At 66.6% G+C, this 17,149-nt stretch carries 19 protein-coding genes; 7 read left to right on the forward strand and 12 right to left on the reverse strand.

Annotated features, from left to right (window positions below; all coding sequences use genetic code 11):
- Nucleotides 1-89: 89 nt before the first annotated feature.
- From ACW17V_RS11940 to glyA, 6 genes are all read right to left on the reverse strand, one after another.
- The gene (locus ACW17V_RS11940) at nt 90-602 is read right to left on the reverse strand and encodes a hypothetical protein (protein ID WP_492105341.1); all 513 of its coding nucleotides are present in this window, start codon (nt 600-602) and stop codon (nt 90-92) included.
- Between the two features lie 34 nt (nt 603-636).
- Nucleotides 637-1,698 (reverse strand): thiamine-phosphate kinase, encoded by a 1,062-nt coding sequence (gene thiL / locus ACW17V_RS11945; protein ID WP_492105342.1) that lies wholly within the window; start codon nt 1,696-1,698, stop codon nt 637-639.
- Entirely contained in the window at nt 1,658-2,107 is a 450-nt protein-coding gene (nusB, locus tag ACW17V_RS11950; RefSeq protein WP_492105343.1) for a transcription antitermination factor NusB, read from the reverse strand. The genes thiL and nusB overlap by 41 nt, the downstream gene beginning before the upstream one ends.
- Nucleotides 2,104-2,568, reverse strand: coding sequence for a 6,7-dimethyl-8-ribityllumazine synthase (gene ribH, locus ACW17V_RS11955; RefSeq protein ID WP_492105344.1), 465 nt, complete (start codon nt 2,566-2,568; stop codon nt 2,104-2,106). Before ribH ends, nusB begins: the two co-directional genes overlap by 4 nt.
- A gap of 70 nt (nt 2,569-2,638) precedes the next feature.
- Entirely contained in the window at nt 2,639-3,112 is a 474-nt protein-coding gene (gene nrdR, locus ACW17V_RS11960; protein ID WP_492105345.1) for a transcriptional regulator NrdR, read from the reverse strand.
- Between the two features lie 31 nt (nt 3,113-3,143).
- Entirely contained in the window at nt 3,144-4,436 is a 1,293-nt protein-coding gene (gene glyA / locus ACW17V_RS11965) for a serine hydroxymethyltransferase (protein WP_492105346.1), read from the reverse strand.
- 161 nt (nt 4,437-4,597) lie between these two features.
- Between glyA and ACW17V_RS11970 the strand changes: the two genes are divergently transcribed.
- Nucleotides 4,598-5,038 carry a Ros/MucR family transcriptional regulator gene (locus tag ACW17V_RS11970; protein ID WP_492105347.1) on the forward strand — a complete coding sequence of 147 codons (441 nt, stop codon included), beginning with the start codon at nt 4,598-4,600 and terminating at the stop codon, nt 5,036-5,038.
- A 16-nt stretch (nt 5,039-5,054) separates the two neighbouring features.
- Here ACW17V_RS11970 and hemA read toward each other — a convergent pair whose 3' ends face one another.
- From hemA to ACW17V_RS12000, 6 genes are all read right to left on the reverse strand, one after another.
- Entirely contained in the window at nt 5,055-6,281 is a 1,227-nt protein-coding gene (gene hemA / locus ACW17V_RS11975; protein ID WP_492105348.1) for a 5-aminolevulinate synthase, read from the reverse strand.
- Nucleotides 6,282-6,442: 161 nt separating this feature from the next.
- Complete coding sequence (mmsB, locus tag ACW17V_RS11980; protein ID WP_492105349.1) at nt 6,443-7,339, reverse strand: 3-hydroxyisobutyrate dehydrogenase; 897 nt, start codon at nt 7,337-7,339, stop codon at nt 6,443-6,445.
- 74 nt (nt 7,340-7,413) lie between these two features.
- Entirely contained in the window at nt 7,414-8,220 is an 807-nt protein-coding gene (locus ACW17V_RS11985) for a class I SAM-dependent methyltransferase (RefSeq protein WP_492105350.1), read from the reverse strand.
- Between the two features lie 57 nt (nt 8,221-8,277).
- Nucleotides 8,278-9,333 (reverse strand): enoyl-CoA hydratase/isomerase family protein, encoded by a 1,056-nt coding sequence (locus ACW17V_RS11990; RefSeq protein WP_492105351.1) that lies wholly within the window; start codon nt 9,331-9,333, stop codon nt 8,278-8,280.
- Nucleotides 9,327-9,929 carry a histidine phosphatase family protein gene (locus ACW17V_RS11995; RefSeq protein ID WP_492105352.1) on the reverse strand — a complete coding sequence of 201 codons (603 nt, stop codon included), beginning with the start codon at nt 9,927-9,929 and terminating at the stop codon, nt 9,327-9,329. Before ACW17V_RS11995 ends, ACW17V_RS11990 begins: the two co-directional genes overlap by 7 nt.
- Nucleotides 9,930-9,965: 36 nt before the next feature.
- A complete protein-coding gene (locus ACW17V_RS12000; protein WP_492105353.1) occupies nt 9,966-11,150 on the reverse strand; it encodes an isobutyryl-CoA dehydrogenase in 1,185 nt (394 codons plus the stop codon).
- Nucleotides 11,151-11,332: 182 nt separating this feature from the next.
- On the opposite strand from ACW17V_RS12000, the gene ACW17V_RS12005 reads away from it, so the two are divergent.
- From ACW17V_RS12005 to ACW17V_RS12030, 6 genes are all read left to right on the forward strand, one after another.
- The gene (locus ACW17V_RS12005; RefSeq protein WP_492105354.1) at nt 11,333-11,776 is read left to right on the forward strand and encodes a DUF2147 domain-containing protein; all 444 of its coding nucleotides are present in this window, start codon (nt 11,333-11,335) and stop codon (nt 11,774-11,776) included.
- Between the two features lie 212 nt (nt 11,777-11,988).
- Nucleotides 11,989-13,491: a flavin-containing monooxygenase gene (locus ACW17V_RS12010; protein ID WP_492105355.1), complete on the forward strand. Its 1,503-nt coding sequence runs from the start codon at nt 11,989-11,991 to the stop codon at nt 13,489-13,491.
- Nucleotides 13,492-13,645: 154 nt separating this feature from the next.
- A complete protein-coding gene (locus ACW17V_RS12015) occupies nt 13,646-14,095 on the forward strand; it encodes a DUF2147 domain-containing protein (protein WP_492105356.1) in 450 nt (149 codons plus the stop codon).
- 62 nt (nt 14,096-14,157) lie between these two features.
- Nucleotides 14,158-15,162 (forward strand): porphobilinogen synthase, encoded by a 1,005-nt coding sequence (gene hemB / locus ACW17V_RS12020; RefSeq protein WP_492105357.1) that lies wholly within the window; start codon nt 14,158-14,160, stop codon nt 15,160-15,162.
- Nucleotides 15,159-16,025 (forward strand): helix-turn-helix transcriptional regulator, encoded by an 867-nt coding sequence (locus ACW17V_RS12025; protein WP_492105358.1) that lies wholly within the window; start codon nt 15,159-15,161, stop codon nt 16,023-16,025. The genes hemB and ACW17V_RS12025 overlap by 4 nt, the downstream gene beginning before the upstream one ends.
- 29 nt (nt 16,026-16,054) lie before the next feature.
- A complete protein-coding gene (locus ACW17V_RS12030) occupies nt 16,055-17,137 on the forward strand; it encodes a serine hydrolase domain-containing protein (RefSeq protein WP_492105359.1) in 1,083 nt (360 codons plus the stop codon).
- The last annotated feature ends 12 nt before the right edge of the window (nt 17,138-17,149 follow it).

Here is a 17,149-nt window from a genome sequence, read left to right on the forward strand (position 1 = left end):
CAAGGCGTGGACAGTGCCAAATGGGACAAGCGTGCGCAACCCGTGGCCGAAAGGGCCATCGAGCAGGTGAAACAATTGTTCGAAGCGATCTAGTGGTGGGCTGCGGCCGGCGCGGAATGGCCGTCAGACGCAGGGGCCGCGGCGCGCTTGGGGCCGGACGGATGCGGGATCTGCTTGCGGGCGATCTGCTTGGTGATCTCGACCGAAGCCACCTTGCCCTTGCCGACCAGGGTAGCGGCCTCGCGCATCACGACGGCCTTGAGCTTGACGGCGTCGACCTCGACATAGGTGTCGGACGCGGTGAACGGCGTGCGGTGCGCGGCCTTCACGACAGCGTCTCGAAGCAAAGGCTCCTGCCCTTCCATCGCGGTCACGGGGACCGTCGGGGCCATCTTCAGGGTCATGTTGACGAAGATGTAGTTCAGCAGCTTGCCATCGACGATGATCGGAATGGCTATGGGCTGAAGCTTGATCGTCGGGTCCGGCGCGGCGGCCTCGCCCTCCTTCTTCTTCGGCGGTCCACTGGCCAGTGCAGGACCCGCAACGGCCAGCAGGGCTGTGGCGATCAGGAAGCGGCGCGTAAGGACGGAACGAGCGATCATGCGCCCTCTATACCCGCCAAGGCTTGAGGTTTTACTACCCGTGAAGCCAGCCGAGACGCTCGGGGGTGATATCCTTGCCCTTGAACAGGGCGCAGATCCCCTCGCCTTCCACGAACTCGCCGATGTCGCGCACGGGAACGCCTGCGGCCATGGCGGCGGCCTGAAAGGCGGCGACGTCGGTGGGATCGACGGCGCAGACGATTTCATAGTCATCGCCACCCGAAGCCAGGGACATCCGCGCCTCGCCGGCTTCCGGCTGCGCGCTGAGCCAGTTGCGAGCGCCGGGCGACAACGGCAGACGATCAAGGTCCACCATGACCCTCAGGCCACTGGCCTTGGCCACATGGGCCGCATCAGCCAGCAGTCCGTCGGACACGTCGGCGGCGGCCCGGGCGTAGGCTCGCAGGGCGTCGCGAATGCTCAGGCGCGGCGGGGGCAGACGATAGCTGCTGACCAGACTGCCGTCCAAATCCTCGACTTCACCCCAGTGAGCCAGCAGGCCCAGCCAGCCGTCGCCGATCGTGCCGCTGACCATCAGGCGGTCGCCGACCCGTGCGCCGCGCCGAAGCACCGCGTCGCCGGCGGGGACCCAGCCCAGGAAAGTGGCCGAAACCACCAGGGCGCCGGAGGTGGTGACCGTGTCGCCGCCCAGAAGATTGATATCGTAGAGTTCGCCGTCCTCGGCCAGGCCGCGGGCGAAAGTCTCGCGATCCTCGACGGTCGTGCCCGATGGCCAGCCGATCGCCAGGAAGTAGCCGTAGGGTTCAGCGGCCTTGGCCGCCAGGTCCGACAGGTTGGTGCGCAGCAGCCGCTTGGCCACCAGGTCCAGGTCCTCGCCAGCCAGGAAATGCACGCCGGCGACCATGGCGTCCTTGGTGATGACCAGGTCGTGGTCGATGCGCGAGGGCAGCACCGCCGCATCATCCATCAGGTCGAGGGCGACAGGATCGCCGCGCGTCAGCGGGCGAAGCAGACGGGCGATATGGTCGAACTCGTTGGCCGGCTCAACCGCCGGTTCCGACGGGCCGTCATCCGAGAACCAGTCGTCGTCAGCGTCAGGTTCGTGCATCGCGGGCGATCGCGTCGAGGGCGCCATTGATGAATCCGGCCTCCGGTCCTTCGAAGAACGATTTGGCGATCTCGACATACTCGTCGATGACGACCTCGGTGGGAACATCGCGGCGATGGATCAGCTCGAACGCCCCGGCCCGCAGCACCGCGCGCGCGGTGGCGTCCAGGCGTTCCAGACGCCAACCCGAGGCCAGACGCTTGACGATGGCCTGGTCGACCTCGCCCTGCTTGTCCACGACCCCCTTGGCCAGTTCGGCGAAGAAGGTCTCGTCAGCGGCGGCCATCTGCTGGCCGTCCACGTCGCGATCGAAGCGGTGCTCGGAAAATTCACGGACCACGGCGTCGACGCCGACCCCCGAGACTTCCATTTGATACAGCGCCTGAACGGCGGCCAGACGGGCCACCGAACGCGGTTGGATCCGGTTCTTGCTCATCGGGTCTGCCCCAGCAATTGGCGCTTGAGGGCGACGGTCTCGAGGCAGGCCTTGGCGGCCGCGCCACCGCGATCGCCTTCGCTGACCCTGGCGCGCGTCCAGGCCTGGTCTTCCTCATCGACGGTCAACACGCCAAATCCGATGGCCAGACGCTTGCCGATGCACAGATCCTGGAGACCCCGCGCGGTCTCGTTGGCGACGATCTCGAAATGATAGGTCTCGCCGCGAATCACGCAGCCCAGGGCGACATAGCCGTCATACTGCACGCCGACAGGACGGTGGCCGGCCTCTTCGGCCATCGCCACGGCGCCCGGGATCTGCAGCGCGCTGGAAACGGTGATGACGTCATAGTCCGCGCCATAGGCCTCGATCGCCTGCGCGGCTCCGCGCAGCAGCTCGTCGGAGATGCCCGAATAGCTTCGGCCCTCCACGATCAGCAGGCGGATCTTCTCTTCCATCATCTAACTCGAACTCCAGGGCCGGCGCAGGCGCGTGGCCAACAGACTCAGCCGCAATCGTTACAGAATGCGCCTATACTTCTTCATCCGCGACGTCGCTCAGGCCTTCTTCGCCCAGAAACTTTGCGAAATCGCTAGTTTCCTTGAAATCGCGATAGACCGAGGCGTAGCGGACATAGGCCACGTCATCGAGAGCCTTCAGCGCTTTCATGACCATTTCGCCCACCGTCGATGACGGAAGTTCGGTCTCGCCCATGCTTTCCAGCTGTCGGACGATGCCGTTGATCATCCGATCCACGCGCTCGGCGTCGACGGGACGCTTCTGGGTGGCCAGGGCGATCGAGCGCACAAGCTTTTCGCGATCGAACGGCGAGCGCCGCCCTGAACGCTTGAGGATCGTCAGCTCGCGCAGCTGAACCCGCTCGAAGGTGGTGAAGCGTCCGCCGCATTCAGGGCAGGCGCGGCGACGCCGGATCGCCGCGCCGTCTTCCGACGGGCGGCTGTCCTTGACCTGGCTTTCGGCGTGACCACAGAAAGGGCAGCGCATGATCTGGCCCTCCCCGGCTCAATCGAATCTATTAGTTGTAGATCGGGAAGCGCGCCGTCAAGGCCAGCACTTGCTCGCGCACCTGCGACTCTACCGCGCTGTTGCCCTCGGCGCCGTTGGCCGCCAGGCCATTGATGACCTCGCCGATCAACTCACCGACCTTGGTGAACTCGGCTTCGCCGAAGCCGCGGGTCGTGCCGGCCGGCGTGCCCAGTCGGATGCCCGAGGTGACCGTGAACGGCGCGGTGTCGAACGGTACGCCGTTCTTGTTGCAGGTCATGTTGGCGCGCTCGAGGCTGTGCTCGGCGTCGCGGCCGGTCACGCCCTTGGGCCGCAGATCGACCAGCATCAGGTGGCTGTCGGTGCCGCCGGAGACGATGTTGACCCCCGACTTGCCCAGCGCGTCGGCCAGGGCTCGCGCATTGGCGATCACCTGCCGGGCATAGGCCTTGAACTCCGGACGCAGCGCTTCACCGAAGGCCACGGCCTTGGCGGCGATGACATGCTCAAGCGGGCCGCCTTGCAGGCCAGGGAAAACCGCCGAATTGACCTTCTTGATGATCGCTTCGTCATTGGTCAGCACCATGCCGCCGCGCGGGCCGCGCAGGGTCTTGTGGGTGGTGGTGGTGACCACATGGGCGTGCGGGATCGGGCTGGGATACGCGCCGCCGGCCACCAGGCCCGCGAAGTGGGCCATGTCGACCATCAGATAGGCCCCGACGCTGTCGGCGATCTGGCGGAAGCGGGCGAAGTCGATCTCGCGGCTATAGGCGCTGCCGCCGGCGATGATCAGCTTGGGCTTCTCGCGCTCGGCCACCTCAGCCACGTTGTCATAGTCTATCAGTTGGTCCTGCTGGCGCACGGTGTAGGACACCGGCTTGAACCACTTGCCCGACTGGTTGGCGGGGCTGCCGTGCGTCAAATGGCCGCCGGCGGCCAGGTCCATGCCGAGGAAAGAATCGCCGGGCTGCAGCAGGGCCATGAACACGGCTTGGTTAGCCTGCGAGCCCGAGTGCGGCTGGACGTTGGCGAAGCCGGCTCCAAACAGCTGCTTGGCGCGTTCGATGGCTATGAGCTCGATCTCGTCGACGAACTCGCAGCCGCCGTAGTAGCGCTTGCCCGGATAGCCCTCGGCGTACTTGTTGGTCAGGATCGAGCCCTGCGCCTCAAGCACGGCCCTGGAGACGATGTTCTCCGAGGCGATCAGCTCGATCTGGTTCTGCTGACGACCCAGCTCCAGACCGATCCGATCGAAGATGTCGCGGTCCGCCGTGGCGAGGTCCGCGCCGAAGAAGGCGGTCAGGGTGGAAGCTGGTGCGGTCATGGGCGGTCTCCAGACACTGCGGGGAGTCAGTGGCGCCTTCTTTAACGGCCTTCGCGCCGCGATCAATCTCGGAACCTCGGAGAAAGTTGCGCGTTCGTCGCCTGCCGGGGCGATGAGTCCGCCCCCGCCCGACGACTGTAACAATCATGAGGCGATTACCGATGACGGCGCAAAGCGGGGATGCAGGCTTGAACGACGGACAATCACCCGACCTTCTGGCGCTCAGCGCCGATATCGTAGCCGCCTATGTCGGGCAGAATACCGTCGCCCAGTCGGTCATTCCCGAGCTGATCCGCACCGTTCACGGGGCGCTGTCGACCCTCAATGGCGGCGAGCCGCTGCGGGCCGCCGAGAAGACCAAGCCCGCTGTTCCCGTCTCACGCTCTGTCCAGCACGACTACATCGTCTGTCTCGAAGACGGAAAACGCCTGAAGATGCTCAAGCGCTATCTTCGCTCGCACTACAATATGAGCCCCGAGGAATACCGCCGCAAATGGGGTCTTCCGGCCGACTACCCGATGGTGGCTCCGGCCTATGCGGCGCGGCGCTCGGATTTCGCCAAGCAGATCGGATTGGGCAAGGGCGTTCGGCGGGGGCTTTAGCCCCCTCCCGACCCGATCAGGCGGCGTAGCCGCCCATGCGGGCCACGTTGCAGTGCGCCCACAACTGCTCCATGGCGCCGACCAGCTTGCGCATCATGTCGTCGGTGTGGAACGGCGTCGGCGTGAAGCGCAGGCGCTCGGTGCCGCGCGGCACGGTCGGATAGTTGATCGGCTGCACATAGACGCCGTGTTCGGCCAGCAGCATGTCGCTGATCATCTTGGTGTGATTGGGGTCGCCCACCATCACCGGCACGATGTGGCTGTCGTTTTCCATCACCGGCAGGCCGGCGGCCTTGAACATGGCCTTCAGGGCCTGGGCGCGCTCCTGGTGCATTTCACGCACCTCGGGATGCTGCTTGAGCCACTTGACGCTGGCCAGGGCCCCGGCCGTCAGGGCCGGCGGAAGCGAGGTGGTGAAGATGAAGCCCGAAGCCATCAGGCGGATGGCGTCGACCACTTCGACGTCACCGGTGATGTAGCCACCCATGACGCCAAAGGCCTTGCCCAGGGTGCCTTCGATGATGTCGATCTGGTCCATGACGCCGTCGCGCTCGGCGACGCCGCCGCCGCGCTGACCGTACATGCCGACCGCGTGGACCTCGTCGAGATAGGTCATCGCGCCGTACTTCTTGGCCAAGGCCGCCGTCGCGCCGACGTCGGCGATATCGCCGTCCATCGAATAGACGCTCTCGAACGCCACCAGCTTGGGGGCGTCGGCGGGCGCGGCCGCCAGCAGTTCTTCAAGGTGCGCCAGATCGTTGTGGCGGAAGATGTGCCGCTTGCCGCCGCCGTTGCGGATGCCGGCGATCATCGAAGCGTGGTTCTGCTCATCGGAAAAGATGATCAGGCCCGGCAGGATCTTGTAGAGCACGCTGAGGCTGGCTTCGTTCGAGACATAGCCCGAGGTGAACAGCAGCGCCGCATCCTTGCCGTGCAGGTCGGCGAGCTCCGCCTCCAGCTCGACATGGTGATGGTTGGTGCCGGAAATATTGCGGGTGCCGCCCGAGCCCGAGCCGTGCTGGTCGATCGCGGCGTGCATGGCGTCCAGCACCACCGGGTTCTGGCCCTGGCCCAGATAGTCGTTGCTGCACCAGACCACGACGTCGCTCTCGCCGCCGTCAGGACCCGTCCAGGTCGCGCGCGGGAAGGCGCCGCGGTGGCGCTTCAGGTCAGCAAATACCCGGTAGCGGCCTTCTTCACGGATCTGGCCGATCGCGGCGCTGAACGCGGTTTTATAGTCCATGGTCTTCTTACTCGACCGCCAGACGGACAAGACCGCCGGACCGCCGGTCCCTTCTCGATACCCCGCGTTTCGCACGCACGGGCCGCCGCTGTCCACATAGGGACGATTACTTACGCTTAAGAAATAGGCTTTTTGTCACATTGATCCAGGTCAAGCCCGCGTCAGCCAAGCTCGGCGAGACGGCCGCGCAGCATCTGGATCACGGCCGAGAAATCCTTGCCCCCAAAACCATTGGCGTCGAACAGGGCGTAGAGCGCTTCGGCCTGGGCGCCCATGGGCGTGGAGGCGCCGGCCTTGGCGGCGGCGTCCTGGGCCAGCTTCAGGTCCTTGAGCATCATCGTCGTGGCGAAGCCGCCTTCATACTGGCGATCGGCGGGCGTGGCCGGACCCACTCCGGGTACGGGACAGTAGGTCGAGACCGACCAGCACTGGCCGGACGACTTGCTGGCGATCTCGAAGAATCGGTCGGCGGCCAGGCCCAGCTTCTCGGCCAGGGCGAACGCCTCGCAGGTTCCCAGCATCGAGACGCCCAGCAGCATGTTGTTGCAGATCTTGGCCGCCTGCCCCGCCCCATGGTCGCCAGCGTGGATGGTGACGCGCGACATCGGCGCCAGCGCCGCCTCGACCGCGGCGAAATCGGCGGCGTCGCAGCCAACCATGAAGGCCAGAGTCCCGGCCTCGGCCGCCATGATGCCGCCCGACACCGGCGCATCGGCGAAGCGGAAGCCAGCGGCGACGGCTTGGCTCGCCACGGCCCGAGCGCTCTCGACGTCGATCGTTGAGCAGTCGAGCAGCAGGGCCGACTTCGGCGCATGGGCCAGGATCTGCTCGCCATAGACGCTTCGCACATGTGGGCCGGCCGGCAGCATGGTGATCACCACCTCGGCGTCGGCCACCGCCTCGGCGACCGAACCCGCCGCATGGCACCCCGCCGCCACCGCCCGCTCGACCGCCTGCGGCGACAGGTCGAAGGCCTTCACCTGATGCTGGGCCCTGGCCTGGTTGGCCGCCATGCCGCCGCCCATATTGCCCAGGCCGATGAAGGCGATGCGGGTCATATTGCTGCTCCCAAATGCGAACCGCGCCTCATGGGCGCGGTTCTTATCGTTGAAATCCGGATGGTTGCCGGACTCTATCGCGCGCTGGCCGGTTTGCGGAACTTGTAGACGAACTGGTCGGTCTTGCCACGGATCGACGGGTCGAAGACGCTGGCGGTGCGCTTGTCGGCCGGGTCGCGCAGCACCCGGCTCTCGCCCTCGAAGACGAAGCCGGCCGCCGTCACTTCAGATCTCACCGCCGCCGAGTCGATGCGATGCAGGGTTTCGGTGTCGCGCAGGCCCGAACCCGGCTCAGCCGAATGGTCGATGACCAGATAGACGCCGCCCGGCTTCAGCGAGCGGAAGATCGCGCGGTTCACGGCGCCCAGGTCGGCCGGCCCCATGAACTTGTTGTGCATGTCGTGATAGTTCTGGGCGGTGAACACCAGATCCAGTCTATCGGGAGCCGAGAAGTTCGGCAGCGTGTTCAGCAGCACCGTCACGTTCTTGTAGGCCGGATCGCGGGCGATGGCGTTCACCGCCGGCTCGCGCTTGGCCAGCTTGGTCAGCTCGTCGGGCACATAGGCGTAGACCTTGCCCTTGGGACCCACGGCCTTGGCGAAGATACGGGTGAAGTAGCCGCCGCCGGGGATGAGGTCGGCGACCTTGGCGCCAGTCCTGACGCCGGCGAAGGCCAGGACGTCGCCCGGCAGGCGATCGGCGTCGCGGACCATATCGGCGGCCGGGCGCGCGGGATCAGAAACGGCGGCGGCGATGTTGGCCGGAATGGCCACGGCGACAGGACCCGAAGGCGGCGGGGGCGGAGGCGGCGGTCCCATGGGCGTCGTGGCGCACGCGGCGAGGCCGAGCACGGCGACGAGACTGAGAAGCGGCTTACGCATGGCATTCCTTCCGACCGGTGGTGTTCTTGTTGCGCCCAGGTTAGCGCACGCCGTCCCTTACGTCAGCGGCGTCCACTCATCTTCCGGCGCGAGTGGCGCGAAAATTTCGTCGAGCATCGCTTCGGTCACACCGTCCAGGGTCGCCGGGGACCATTGGGGCGCATTGTCCTTGTCGATAATCACGGCGCGGACACCCTCGATGAAGTCGTGCCGCTGAACGACCCGGGCGCCGATGCGATACTCCATCGCCATGTGCTCGGCGAAGTCCTCGGCGGCCTCGCCCAGCGCCAGTTGCCGGAAGGCCACCTTCAGGGTCTGGGGCGACTTGGTCTTCAGCGCGGCCAACTGGGCCTTGCCCCAGTCGCTGGAGTCCATCTCCAGGAACTCGAAGATCTGCTCGACGCTGTCGCCCACGAACAGGCGGTTCAGATCCTGCTCGATGCTGGCCAGCGGCGCCTTGCCGGCGTCGGCGCGGAACATCTTCAGGATCTCGTCGATGCGGCGGTGATCGGCGATGATCGCCTTCTTCAGGCCCTCGACCGCGCCAAACTCGACGAAATGGGTGGCGATCCCCAGACGCAGGCAGTCAGCGCCCTTGATCCGCGCGCCGGTCAGGGCCAGCCACAGGCCCGCCTTGCCCGGCAGGCGCGGCAGGTACCAGCCGCCGCCCACGTCCGGGAACAGGCCGATGCCGGTCTCGGGCATGGCGAAGGTCGTGCGCTCGGTGGCGATCCGGTAGTGGGCCGGCATAGAGATGCCGACGCCGCCGCCCATCACCACCCCATCCATGATCGCCACCACCGGACGGTCATAGGTAAAGAGCAGGTGATTGAGCCGGTACTCGGTGTGGAAGAACTGGCGCGCCGCGACGCCGTCGCCCGCCCCGCTCTCGGCCAGCATGCGGATATCCCCGCCGGCGCAGAAGCCGCGCTCGCCGGTGTGGTCGATCATGACCATGTCGATCTCGGGATCAGCCTGCCATTCCAGCAGGGTCTCGATCATGGTCTCGCACATGCCCAGCGTCAGGGCGTGCAGCGCCTTGGGCCTGTTGAGCGTGATCCGGCCGACGTTTTTATGAACGCGGACAATGATTTCGGCCGTATCGTTCAGCATGCCGGTTCCTCGACGGGTTCGCAGTCCAGGCGATCAATCTGACCGCCGTGCAATCGATAGAGCGCGTCTTGCGGCACATCCTGGGCCAGGGTGTCTTCGCGCGACAGGCCGGCATAGGCGCCCCGCAACAGCCGGCCGGCGATGCCGTGGCTGACCACGATCAGCCGCCGTTCCGGCTCAGGCGCCTGCTCGGCCAGCCAATCGGACACCCGCGCCATGACCTGCTCATAGGTCTCGCCGCCAGGCGCCGTGAAGAACCATTCGGGGCTTTTGAAGGCCTCCGGATTTTCACGATGCACATCGGCATAGAGACGCCCCTCCCATTCGCCGACGGTTAGCTCCATCAATCGGTCGTCGAACTCGACCTCGCGACCGAGACGATTGGCGATGGCTTGGGCGGTGTCGCGCGCTCGCCGCAAAGGGCTGGCGACGATCCGCCAATCGGCAGCAGGGTCCCGCGCGATCCAGTCGTCCAGCAGGTCAGCCATCGCCGCGGCCTGCAAGCGGCCCAGGGGCGTCAGGTCGGCCTCCGTCTGCCCCTGCAGACGGCGTTCGCGGTTCCACTCGGTCTGGCCGTGGCGGCAGAGATAGATCACGTGGGCATCCCGGTTCGGCGAAGGGCTGGCGTGGCTCTACTGCCGAAACATCTCGCGCGCTATGATCACGCGCATGATCTCGTTGGTGCCTTCCAGGATCTGGTGCACCCGCAGGTCGCGGACGATGCGCTCCAGCGGATAGTCCTGCAGATAGCCGTAGCCGCCGTGCAGTTGCAAAGCGTCATTGGCCACCTGGAAGCCGGCGTCGGTGGCGAAGCGCTTGGCCATGGCGCACAGCTTGGTGGCCTGCGGGTCCTTGTTGTCCAGGGCGTGGGCGGCGCGGCGCACCATCAGGCGGGCCGCTTCCAGCTCGGTGGCCATGTCGGCCAGCTTGAACTGCAAGGCCTGGAAGTCCTTCAGCGGGCGGCCGAACTGGTTGCGGGTTTCCAGATAGGCCTTGGCGGTGTCGAGCGCGAACTGGGCCCCGCCCAGCGAGCAGGAGGCGATGTTCAGGCGTCCGCCGTCCAGGCCCATCATGGCGAAGCGGAAGCCCTCGCCTTCCTGGCCGATGCGATTGGCGACCGGGACCCGACAGTCGTCGAAATTGACCTGGGCGGTCGGCTGGCTGTTCCAGCCCATCTTGCGCTCGTTGGCCCCGAAGGTGAGGCCGGGCGCCCCCTTCTCGACCACGAAGGCCGAGACGCCCTTGGCGCCGTCGCCGCCGGTGCGGGCCATGACCACATAGACGTCTGAAACACCACCGCCCGAGATGAACGCCTTGCCGCCGTTCAGGACATAGTGGTCGCCTTCCAGCTTGGCGCTGGTGCGCATGTTGGCGGCGTCAGACCCGGAGCCCGGCTCGGTCAGGCAGTAGCTGGCGATCAGCTCCATGGTCGTCAGGCGCGGCAGATAGCGCTGGCGCAGATCCTCGGATCCGAACCGGTCGATCATCCACGAGGCCATGTTGTGGATGGTCAGATAGGCGGCCGTGGGCACGTCACCGTAGGACAGCGCTTCGAAAATGATCGAGGCGTCCAGGCGGCTCAGACCCGTGCCGCCGACGTCGTCCTGCACATAGATGCCCGCGAAACCCAGCTCGGCGGCCTGGCGCAGCACATCGACAGGGAAGTGCCTCTTCTCGTCCCATTCCGCCGAATGCGGGGCAAGCTGTCCCTCGGCAAAGGCGCGCGCGGCGTCCTGGATGGCGATCTGGTCGTCGCTGAGTGCGAAATCCATGCGCGATATCCTCCCATGCGAGGCAGAACCGCCCTCGCCTTTCATTGCCGCTGGACGTGACGCGCTGCGACCGCGATGTCAACGGCGACGCGACGATAGCGCGCCCGACGAAACTGTGACCTGAAATCCTCTGTTACATGTTGTGCTGCAGCGCAAACGCCTCGCCCTCTTGATAACCCTTCGCTTTGACATCAGATCACGCCCCTCGGAGGCGTCATCGTTTCGTCATGCGTAAGCTCAAGCTTTTCTTTGTCGCGCTCGCCGCGCTGGTTGGTCTCGCGTCCGCTCCGGCCCATGCCGGCGGCGAAGGCTATGGCGTGTGGCGCAATCCCAAGGACAACGTCCGGGTCGAGATCAAGAGCTGCGGCGACAGCACCTGCGGCGTGGTCGTCTATGCTAGCCCCAAGGCTCAGGCCGACGCCCGCAAGAGCGGCTACGACACCCTGATCGGCCAGCAGCTGCTGCGCGACTTCGAACCCGTCGGCAACGGCTCGATGCGCGGCAAGGTCTTCGTGCCGACCCTGAAGGTCACCCTGTCGGGCACCGCCGAGTTCATCGACGCCCGCACCATGCGCGCCAAGGGCTGCGTGCTGGGCAAGCTCCTTTGCAAGTCGCAGATCTGGACCCGGGTCGACACCGTCACCGCCGGCGGCAGCCGCGCCTCCAGCTGAACTTCCGGGGCGTCTGACCACCACGGTCCCGCCCAGCTTCGCGCACACCCTGACCTCGCGCCCGCCCCGCCTGTCGAAACAAGTCGCTTGATCCCGATCAAACCTCGCGGCAGCGTGTAGGTTTACTGCGTTCAGTTAGACGCCCGAAGAGGCGTCGACTTTGGCGAGGGCACGCGGCGGACCTCAGGGTCTTCCGCCCAGGGAAGACGCGCATGACGGACACCTCCACGCTCGAGAGAGCGCCGCAACAGTCCTCGACCGAACATTTCGACGTGATCATCGTCGGCGCCGGCATATCCGGGGTCGGCGGGGCCTATCATCTGACCCGGCAGCGTCCGGACACTCGTTTCGTCGTGCTGGAAGCCCTGGGCGACTTCGGCGGCACCTGGCGCAGCCATACCTATCCCGGCATCCGCTCCGACAGCGACCTCTACACCTTCGGCTATCGCTTCAAGCCCTGGGTCGGACCGCCGATCGCCAGCGCGGCCGAGATTCTCAAATATATGGGCGAGGTGATCGAGGACAACGATCTGGCCCGCCACATCCGCTATGGCCACAGGATCACCCGCGCCAGCTGGTCCAGCCAGGACAAGCTGTGGACCCTGGAGGTCACCCGCAGCGACGGGGCGACCCAACGCTTCACCACCAACTTCCTGTGGATGTGCCAGGGCTATTATCGCCAGTTGCAGGGCTACACGCCGCAATGGCCGGGCATGAGCGACTATACGGGCCAGATCATCCACCCGCAGGAGTGGCCGGAAAACCTCGACTACAAGGGCAAGAAAGTCGTCGTCATCGGATCCGGAGCCACGGCGGCCACCCTGGTGCCGGCCATCGCCGGGGACTGTGGCCACGTCACCCTGCTGCAGCGCTCCCCGACCTATTTCGTGCCCGGTCGCAACGAGAACGACCTGGCCAACACCCTGCGCGAACTGCAGATCGACGAGACCTGGATCCACGAGATCGTCCGTCGCAAGGCCCTGTTCGACCAGGAGATGTTCACCCATCGCGCCATCGCCGAGCCCGACGCGGTCAAGGCAGAGCTGCTGGAGGGGGTAAAGGCCTTCCTGGGCGAGGACTTCGACATCGCGAGGCACTTCACCCCGCGCTACCGGCCCTGGCGCCAGCGGATCGCCTTCGTGCCGGACGGCGACCTGTTCCAGGGCATCGCCTCGGGCAAGGCCTCGGTCGTCACCGACGAGATCGAGCGCTTCACCCCCACCGGCCTGCTGCTGAAATCGGGCGAAACCCTCGACGCCGACATCATCGTCACCGCCACCGGCTTCAACCTGAACGTCTTGGGCGACATCGACTTCGTCGTCGACGGAAAGCCGCTGACCTTCGCCGACACCGTCACCTATCGCGGCATGATGTTCACCGGCGTGCCCAACATGGTCTGGGTGTTCGGCTATTTCCGCGCCAGCTGGACCCTGCGCGCCGACCTGATCGCCGACTTCGTCTGCCGACTGCTGGCCCACATGGACGAAAAGGGCGCCAAACAGGTCGAGGTCGCCCTGCGGCCACAGGACAAGGACATGCCCCTGTCCGGCTGGATCGATCCGGAAAACTTCAATCCGGGCTATCTGATGCGCGGCATGCACCTGTTGCCAAAGGCCGGCGACAAGCCCGAATGGCGCCACACCCAGGACTACTGGGCGGAAAAGGACGCGCTTCCCGCCATCGATCTGGACGAGGCCAGCTTCGTCTATTCCTGAGGTCCCTTCGCGGCGGCGACGGTCGGGTTCTCCCCCTCCGGCCGTCGCCAGCGAAACCTGCTGTTACACGTCGTGACCTCGCGTGAGACGCGCGCCCCCTTGCTAATGTTCCGGGCTGGCTCCAATCCTGCGGGCCTCTGGAGGCGCCGTTTAGATGCATATCGTTAAACTCGCCGTGGTCGCGGTCTCGGCGGTCCTTGGCATGGCCCCGATTTCGGCTTACGCGGCCAGCACGGCGGACACCTATGGCGTCTGGCGCAATCCCAAGAACAGCGTCCATCTCGAGATCAAGGACTGCGGTGAAACCGCCTGCGGCGTCGTTGTCTGGGCCAGCACCCGCGCCAAGGCCGACGCCCGCAAGGGCGGCTCGGCCAATCTCGTCGGCCTGCGGCTCCTCCGGGACTTCACCCCCGACAAGAACGGCGCCTGGCGCGGCAAGGTCTTCGTCCCCGACCTGAACATGACCTTCTCGGGCACCGCCGAAGTGCTGGACGCCAAGACGCTGCGCGCCAAGGGCTGCGTGCTGGGCAGCATCCTCTGCAAGTCGCAGATCTGGACCCGGGTCGACGCGGCGTCGGTCATGGCGTCCACGGTCAGCCCTTAAGGCGCCCATTTAAGGGCCTGGGCGCCTTGCCTCGCGCGCCCGACCGCGCGAAACCCTAGACCATGACCACGCCCCCGCTCGCTCCCTATCCCGCCACCCGCCTGCGCCGCGTTCGCCAGGCCGACTGGACCCGCCGCCTGGTCCGCGAGACCGAGGTGCGCCCCTCCGACCTGATCTGGTCGATGATCGTGCATGAAGGCGAAGGCGTGATCCCGGTGGCTTCGATGCCGGGCGTCGAGCGCCTGAGCGTCAAGGAAGCCGCCAAGGCCGCCGTGCGCGCCCGCGACCTGGGTATCCCGGCCATCGCCATCTTCCCGCACATCGATGGGGCCCGGAAGGACTCGACCGGCTCGATCGCCGCCGATCCGGACGGCGTCATCCCCCGCGCCGTCAAGGCCATGAAGGACGCCGCCCCCGAGGTCGGCATCATGTGCGACGTGGCGCTGGACCCCTTCACCGATCACGGCCACGACGGCGTGGTCGAGGGCGGCAGGATCCTCAACGACCCGACCATCGAGCGCCTGATCGAACAGGGCTTGATGCAGGCGGAAGCCGGCGCCGACATCCTGGCCCCTTCCGACATGATGGACGGCCGGATCGGCGCCCTGCGCGCGGCCCTGGAGGGCGCCAACTTCCAGGACACGCTGATCATGTCCTACGCCGCCAAGTACGCCTCGGCCTTCTACGGCCCTTACCGCGACGCCATAGGCTCGGCCAAGCTGGCCGGCGGCCAGGGCGACAAGAAGACCTATCAGATGGACCCGGCCAACACCGAGGAAGCCATCCGCGAAGTCGCGCTCGACATCGCCGAGGGCGCGGACATGGTCATGGTCAAGCCAGGCATGCCCTATCTGGATATCCTGCGCCGCCTGGTCGACGAGTTCCGCATGCCCACCTACGCCTTCCAAGTGTCGGGCGAGTACGCGATGATCAAGGCCGCCGGAATGAACGGCTGGATCGACGAGGAGCGCGCCATCCTCGAAAGCCTGACCGCCTTCAAGCGGGCCGGCGCGGCCGGGATCATCACCTATTTCGCGCCCTGGGCCGCCGAGAAGCTGGGTTCGTGAGTCAGCCCCGGGCCGCCTTCAGCCCGGGCCGGTTCTACGGCGCCGTCGCGGTCGAGCATAAGCTGGCCGACGCCCGCGTCGCCCATCTGGCAGCCACCACCCCGCCCGAACAGGTGGCTGAGCACAGTCACGACGACGCCCATTTCGTGCTGGCCACGCGCGGGCGGTACGTGACCACCGCGCATGGCGACGAGACCGAGGGTCCGGTGCTGGTCTTCAACCCGCCCGGCGTCATCCATCGCGACCGCTTCGAGGGCGTGGACGGCTGGTTCCTGGCGATCAGTGTCGAGGCCGAAGCCTGGCGCGACCTGACCAGCCAGTCCGGCGCGGCTGTCGACGCCCTGCGCCTGCAGTCGCCGCGCGCGGTCGGGGCCGCCCTGCGCCTGACCCGGGCCGCCCTGTCCCGCGACGTCGAGCGGATCGACCTGGAGACCCACGCCCTGGCGCTGGCCGCCGAGGCCATGATCCCGGCGCGACGCGAAAGCCAGAAACGCCCGGCCTGGCTGGAGACCGCCGAGAGCTTTCTGGCCGACAGCTTCGACCAGCCGATCGGCATCGCCGATATCGCCCGCGCCGCCGGCGTTCACCGCGTGCATCTGGCGCGCGGCTATCAACGCTGGATCGGCGCCGCCCCGGGCGACCGGCTGCGGGTCCGCCGGCTGGAGCGAGCCGCCGACCTGCTGATGCATGGTCGCGCGGGCATCGGCGAAGTCGCCCTTCAGGCCGGCTTCTGCGACCAGAGCCACCTGAACCGCCAGTTCCGCGCCGCCTATGGCGTAACCCCCGGCGAATTCGCGCGCCTGTGCGGCCGTCGTCGCCCCGATGTTTCCGCTGTCCAAGACGGAACGCGCAAGGCTAGCTAAGCGGGAGCTCAAGCGTAGGAGTACCCGACTTGAAGCCTTTGTTGATCGCCGCCGCCCTGATGCTGGCCGCACCCCTTCCCGCCCTCGCCGCCGACAAAGACTGGCCAACCGCCGCGCCGGCCACAGAGGGCCTTTCAGCCGAAAGGCTGGAAGCCATGTCGGCCGCGATCAGGAAGGGCGATTTCCAGCAGATCACCAGTGTCCTGATCGCCCGCCACGGCAAGCTGGTCTCCGAGTCCTACTATGATGACGGCGGCGCCGACGCCCGCCGCAACACGCGCTCGGTCACCAAGTCGGTGACCGGCATGCTGGCGGGGGCCGCCATCGCTCGCGGCAAGATCCCCAGCGTTTCCGCCCCCATCCTGCCCTATCTGAAGGACCGGCTGCCGCTCGAGAACCCCGATCCGCGCAAGGCGAAGATCACGATCGAGGATCTGCTGACCATGAGCTCCCTGCTCGAATGCGACGACGAGAACTCGTTCTCGCGCGGCAACGAGGAGCGCATGTACCTGATCGAGGACTGGCCGAAATTCTACCTCGACCTGCCCATCCGTGGCTTTCCGGCCTGGATGCCCAAGCCCGCCGACGCCCCTTATGGCCGTAGCTTCAGCTACTGCACCGCCGGCGTCACCACACTGGGCGCGGTGGTTCAGAGCGCCGTGAAGAAGCCGCTGCCCGCTTTCGCCGATGAGGCGCTGTTTGGCCCGCTGGGCATCGAGAAGCCGCAATGGCAGTTCTCGCCCACGGGTCTGGCCCAGGGCGGCGGCGGCCTTGGCCTGACCAGCCGCGACCTGCTGAAACTGGGCCAACTCTACGCCAATGGCGGGCGCTGGAACGGCCAGCAGATCCTGCCCGAAGCCTGGGTGAAGGCATCCGTCGCACCCCACGCCGAGGCGCGCACCGGAACCGACTACGGCTATCTGTGGTGGCTGCAGACCTTCGCCGGCCACAAGGCCTGGCTGATGAACGGCAGCGGCGGCAACAAGGTGATCGTGATCCCTGACTTGGACCTGGTGGTGGTGATCACCACCACCAACTTCAATGTCCGCGGGTCCCACGGGATTTCCGAAAAGCTGCTGGTCGAGCACGTGCTGGCGGCGGTCGGCGGCTGAGGCGAATCCCCT

This window comes from Caulobacter sp. FV2ye17ST, assembly GCF_058680955.1.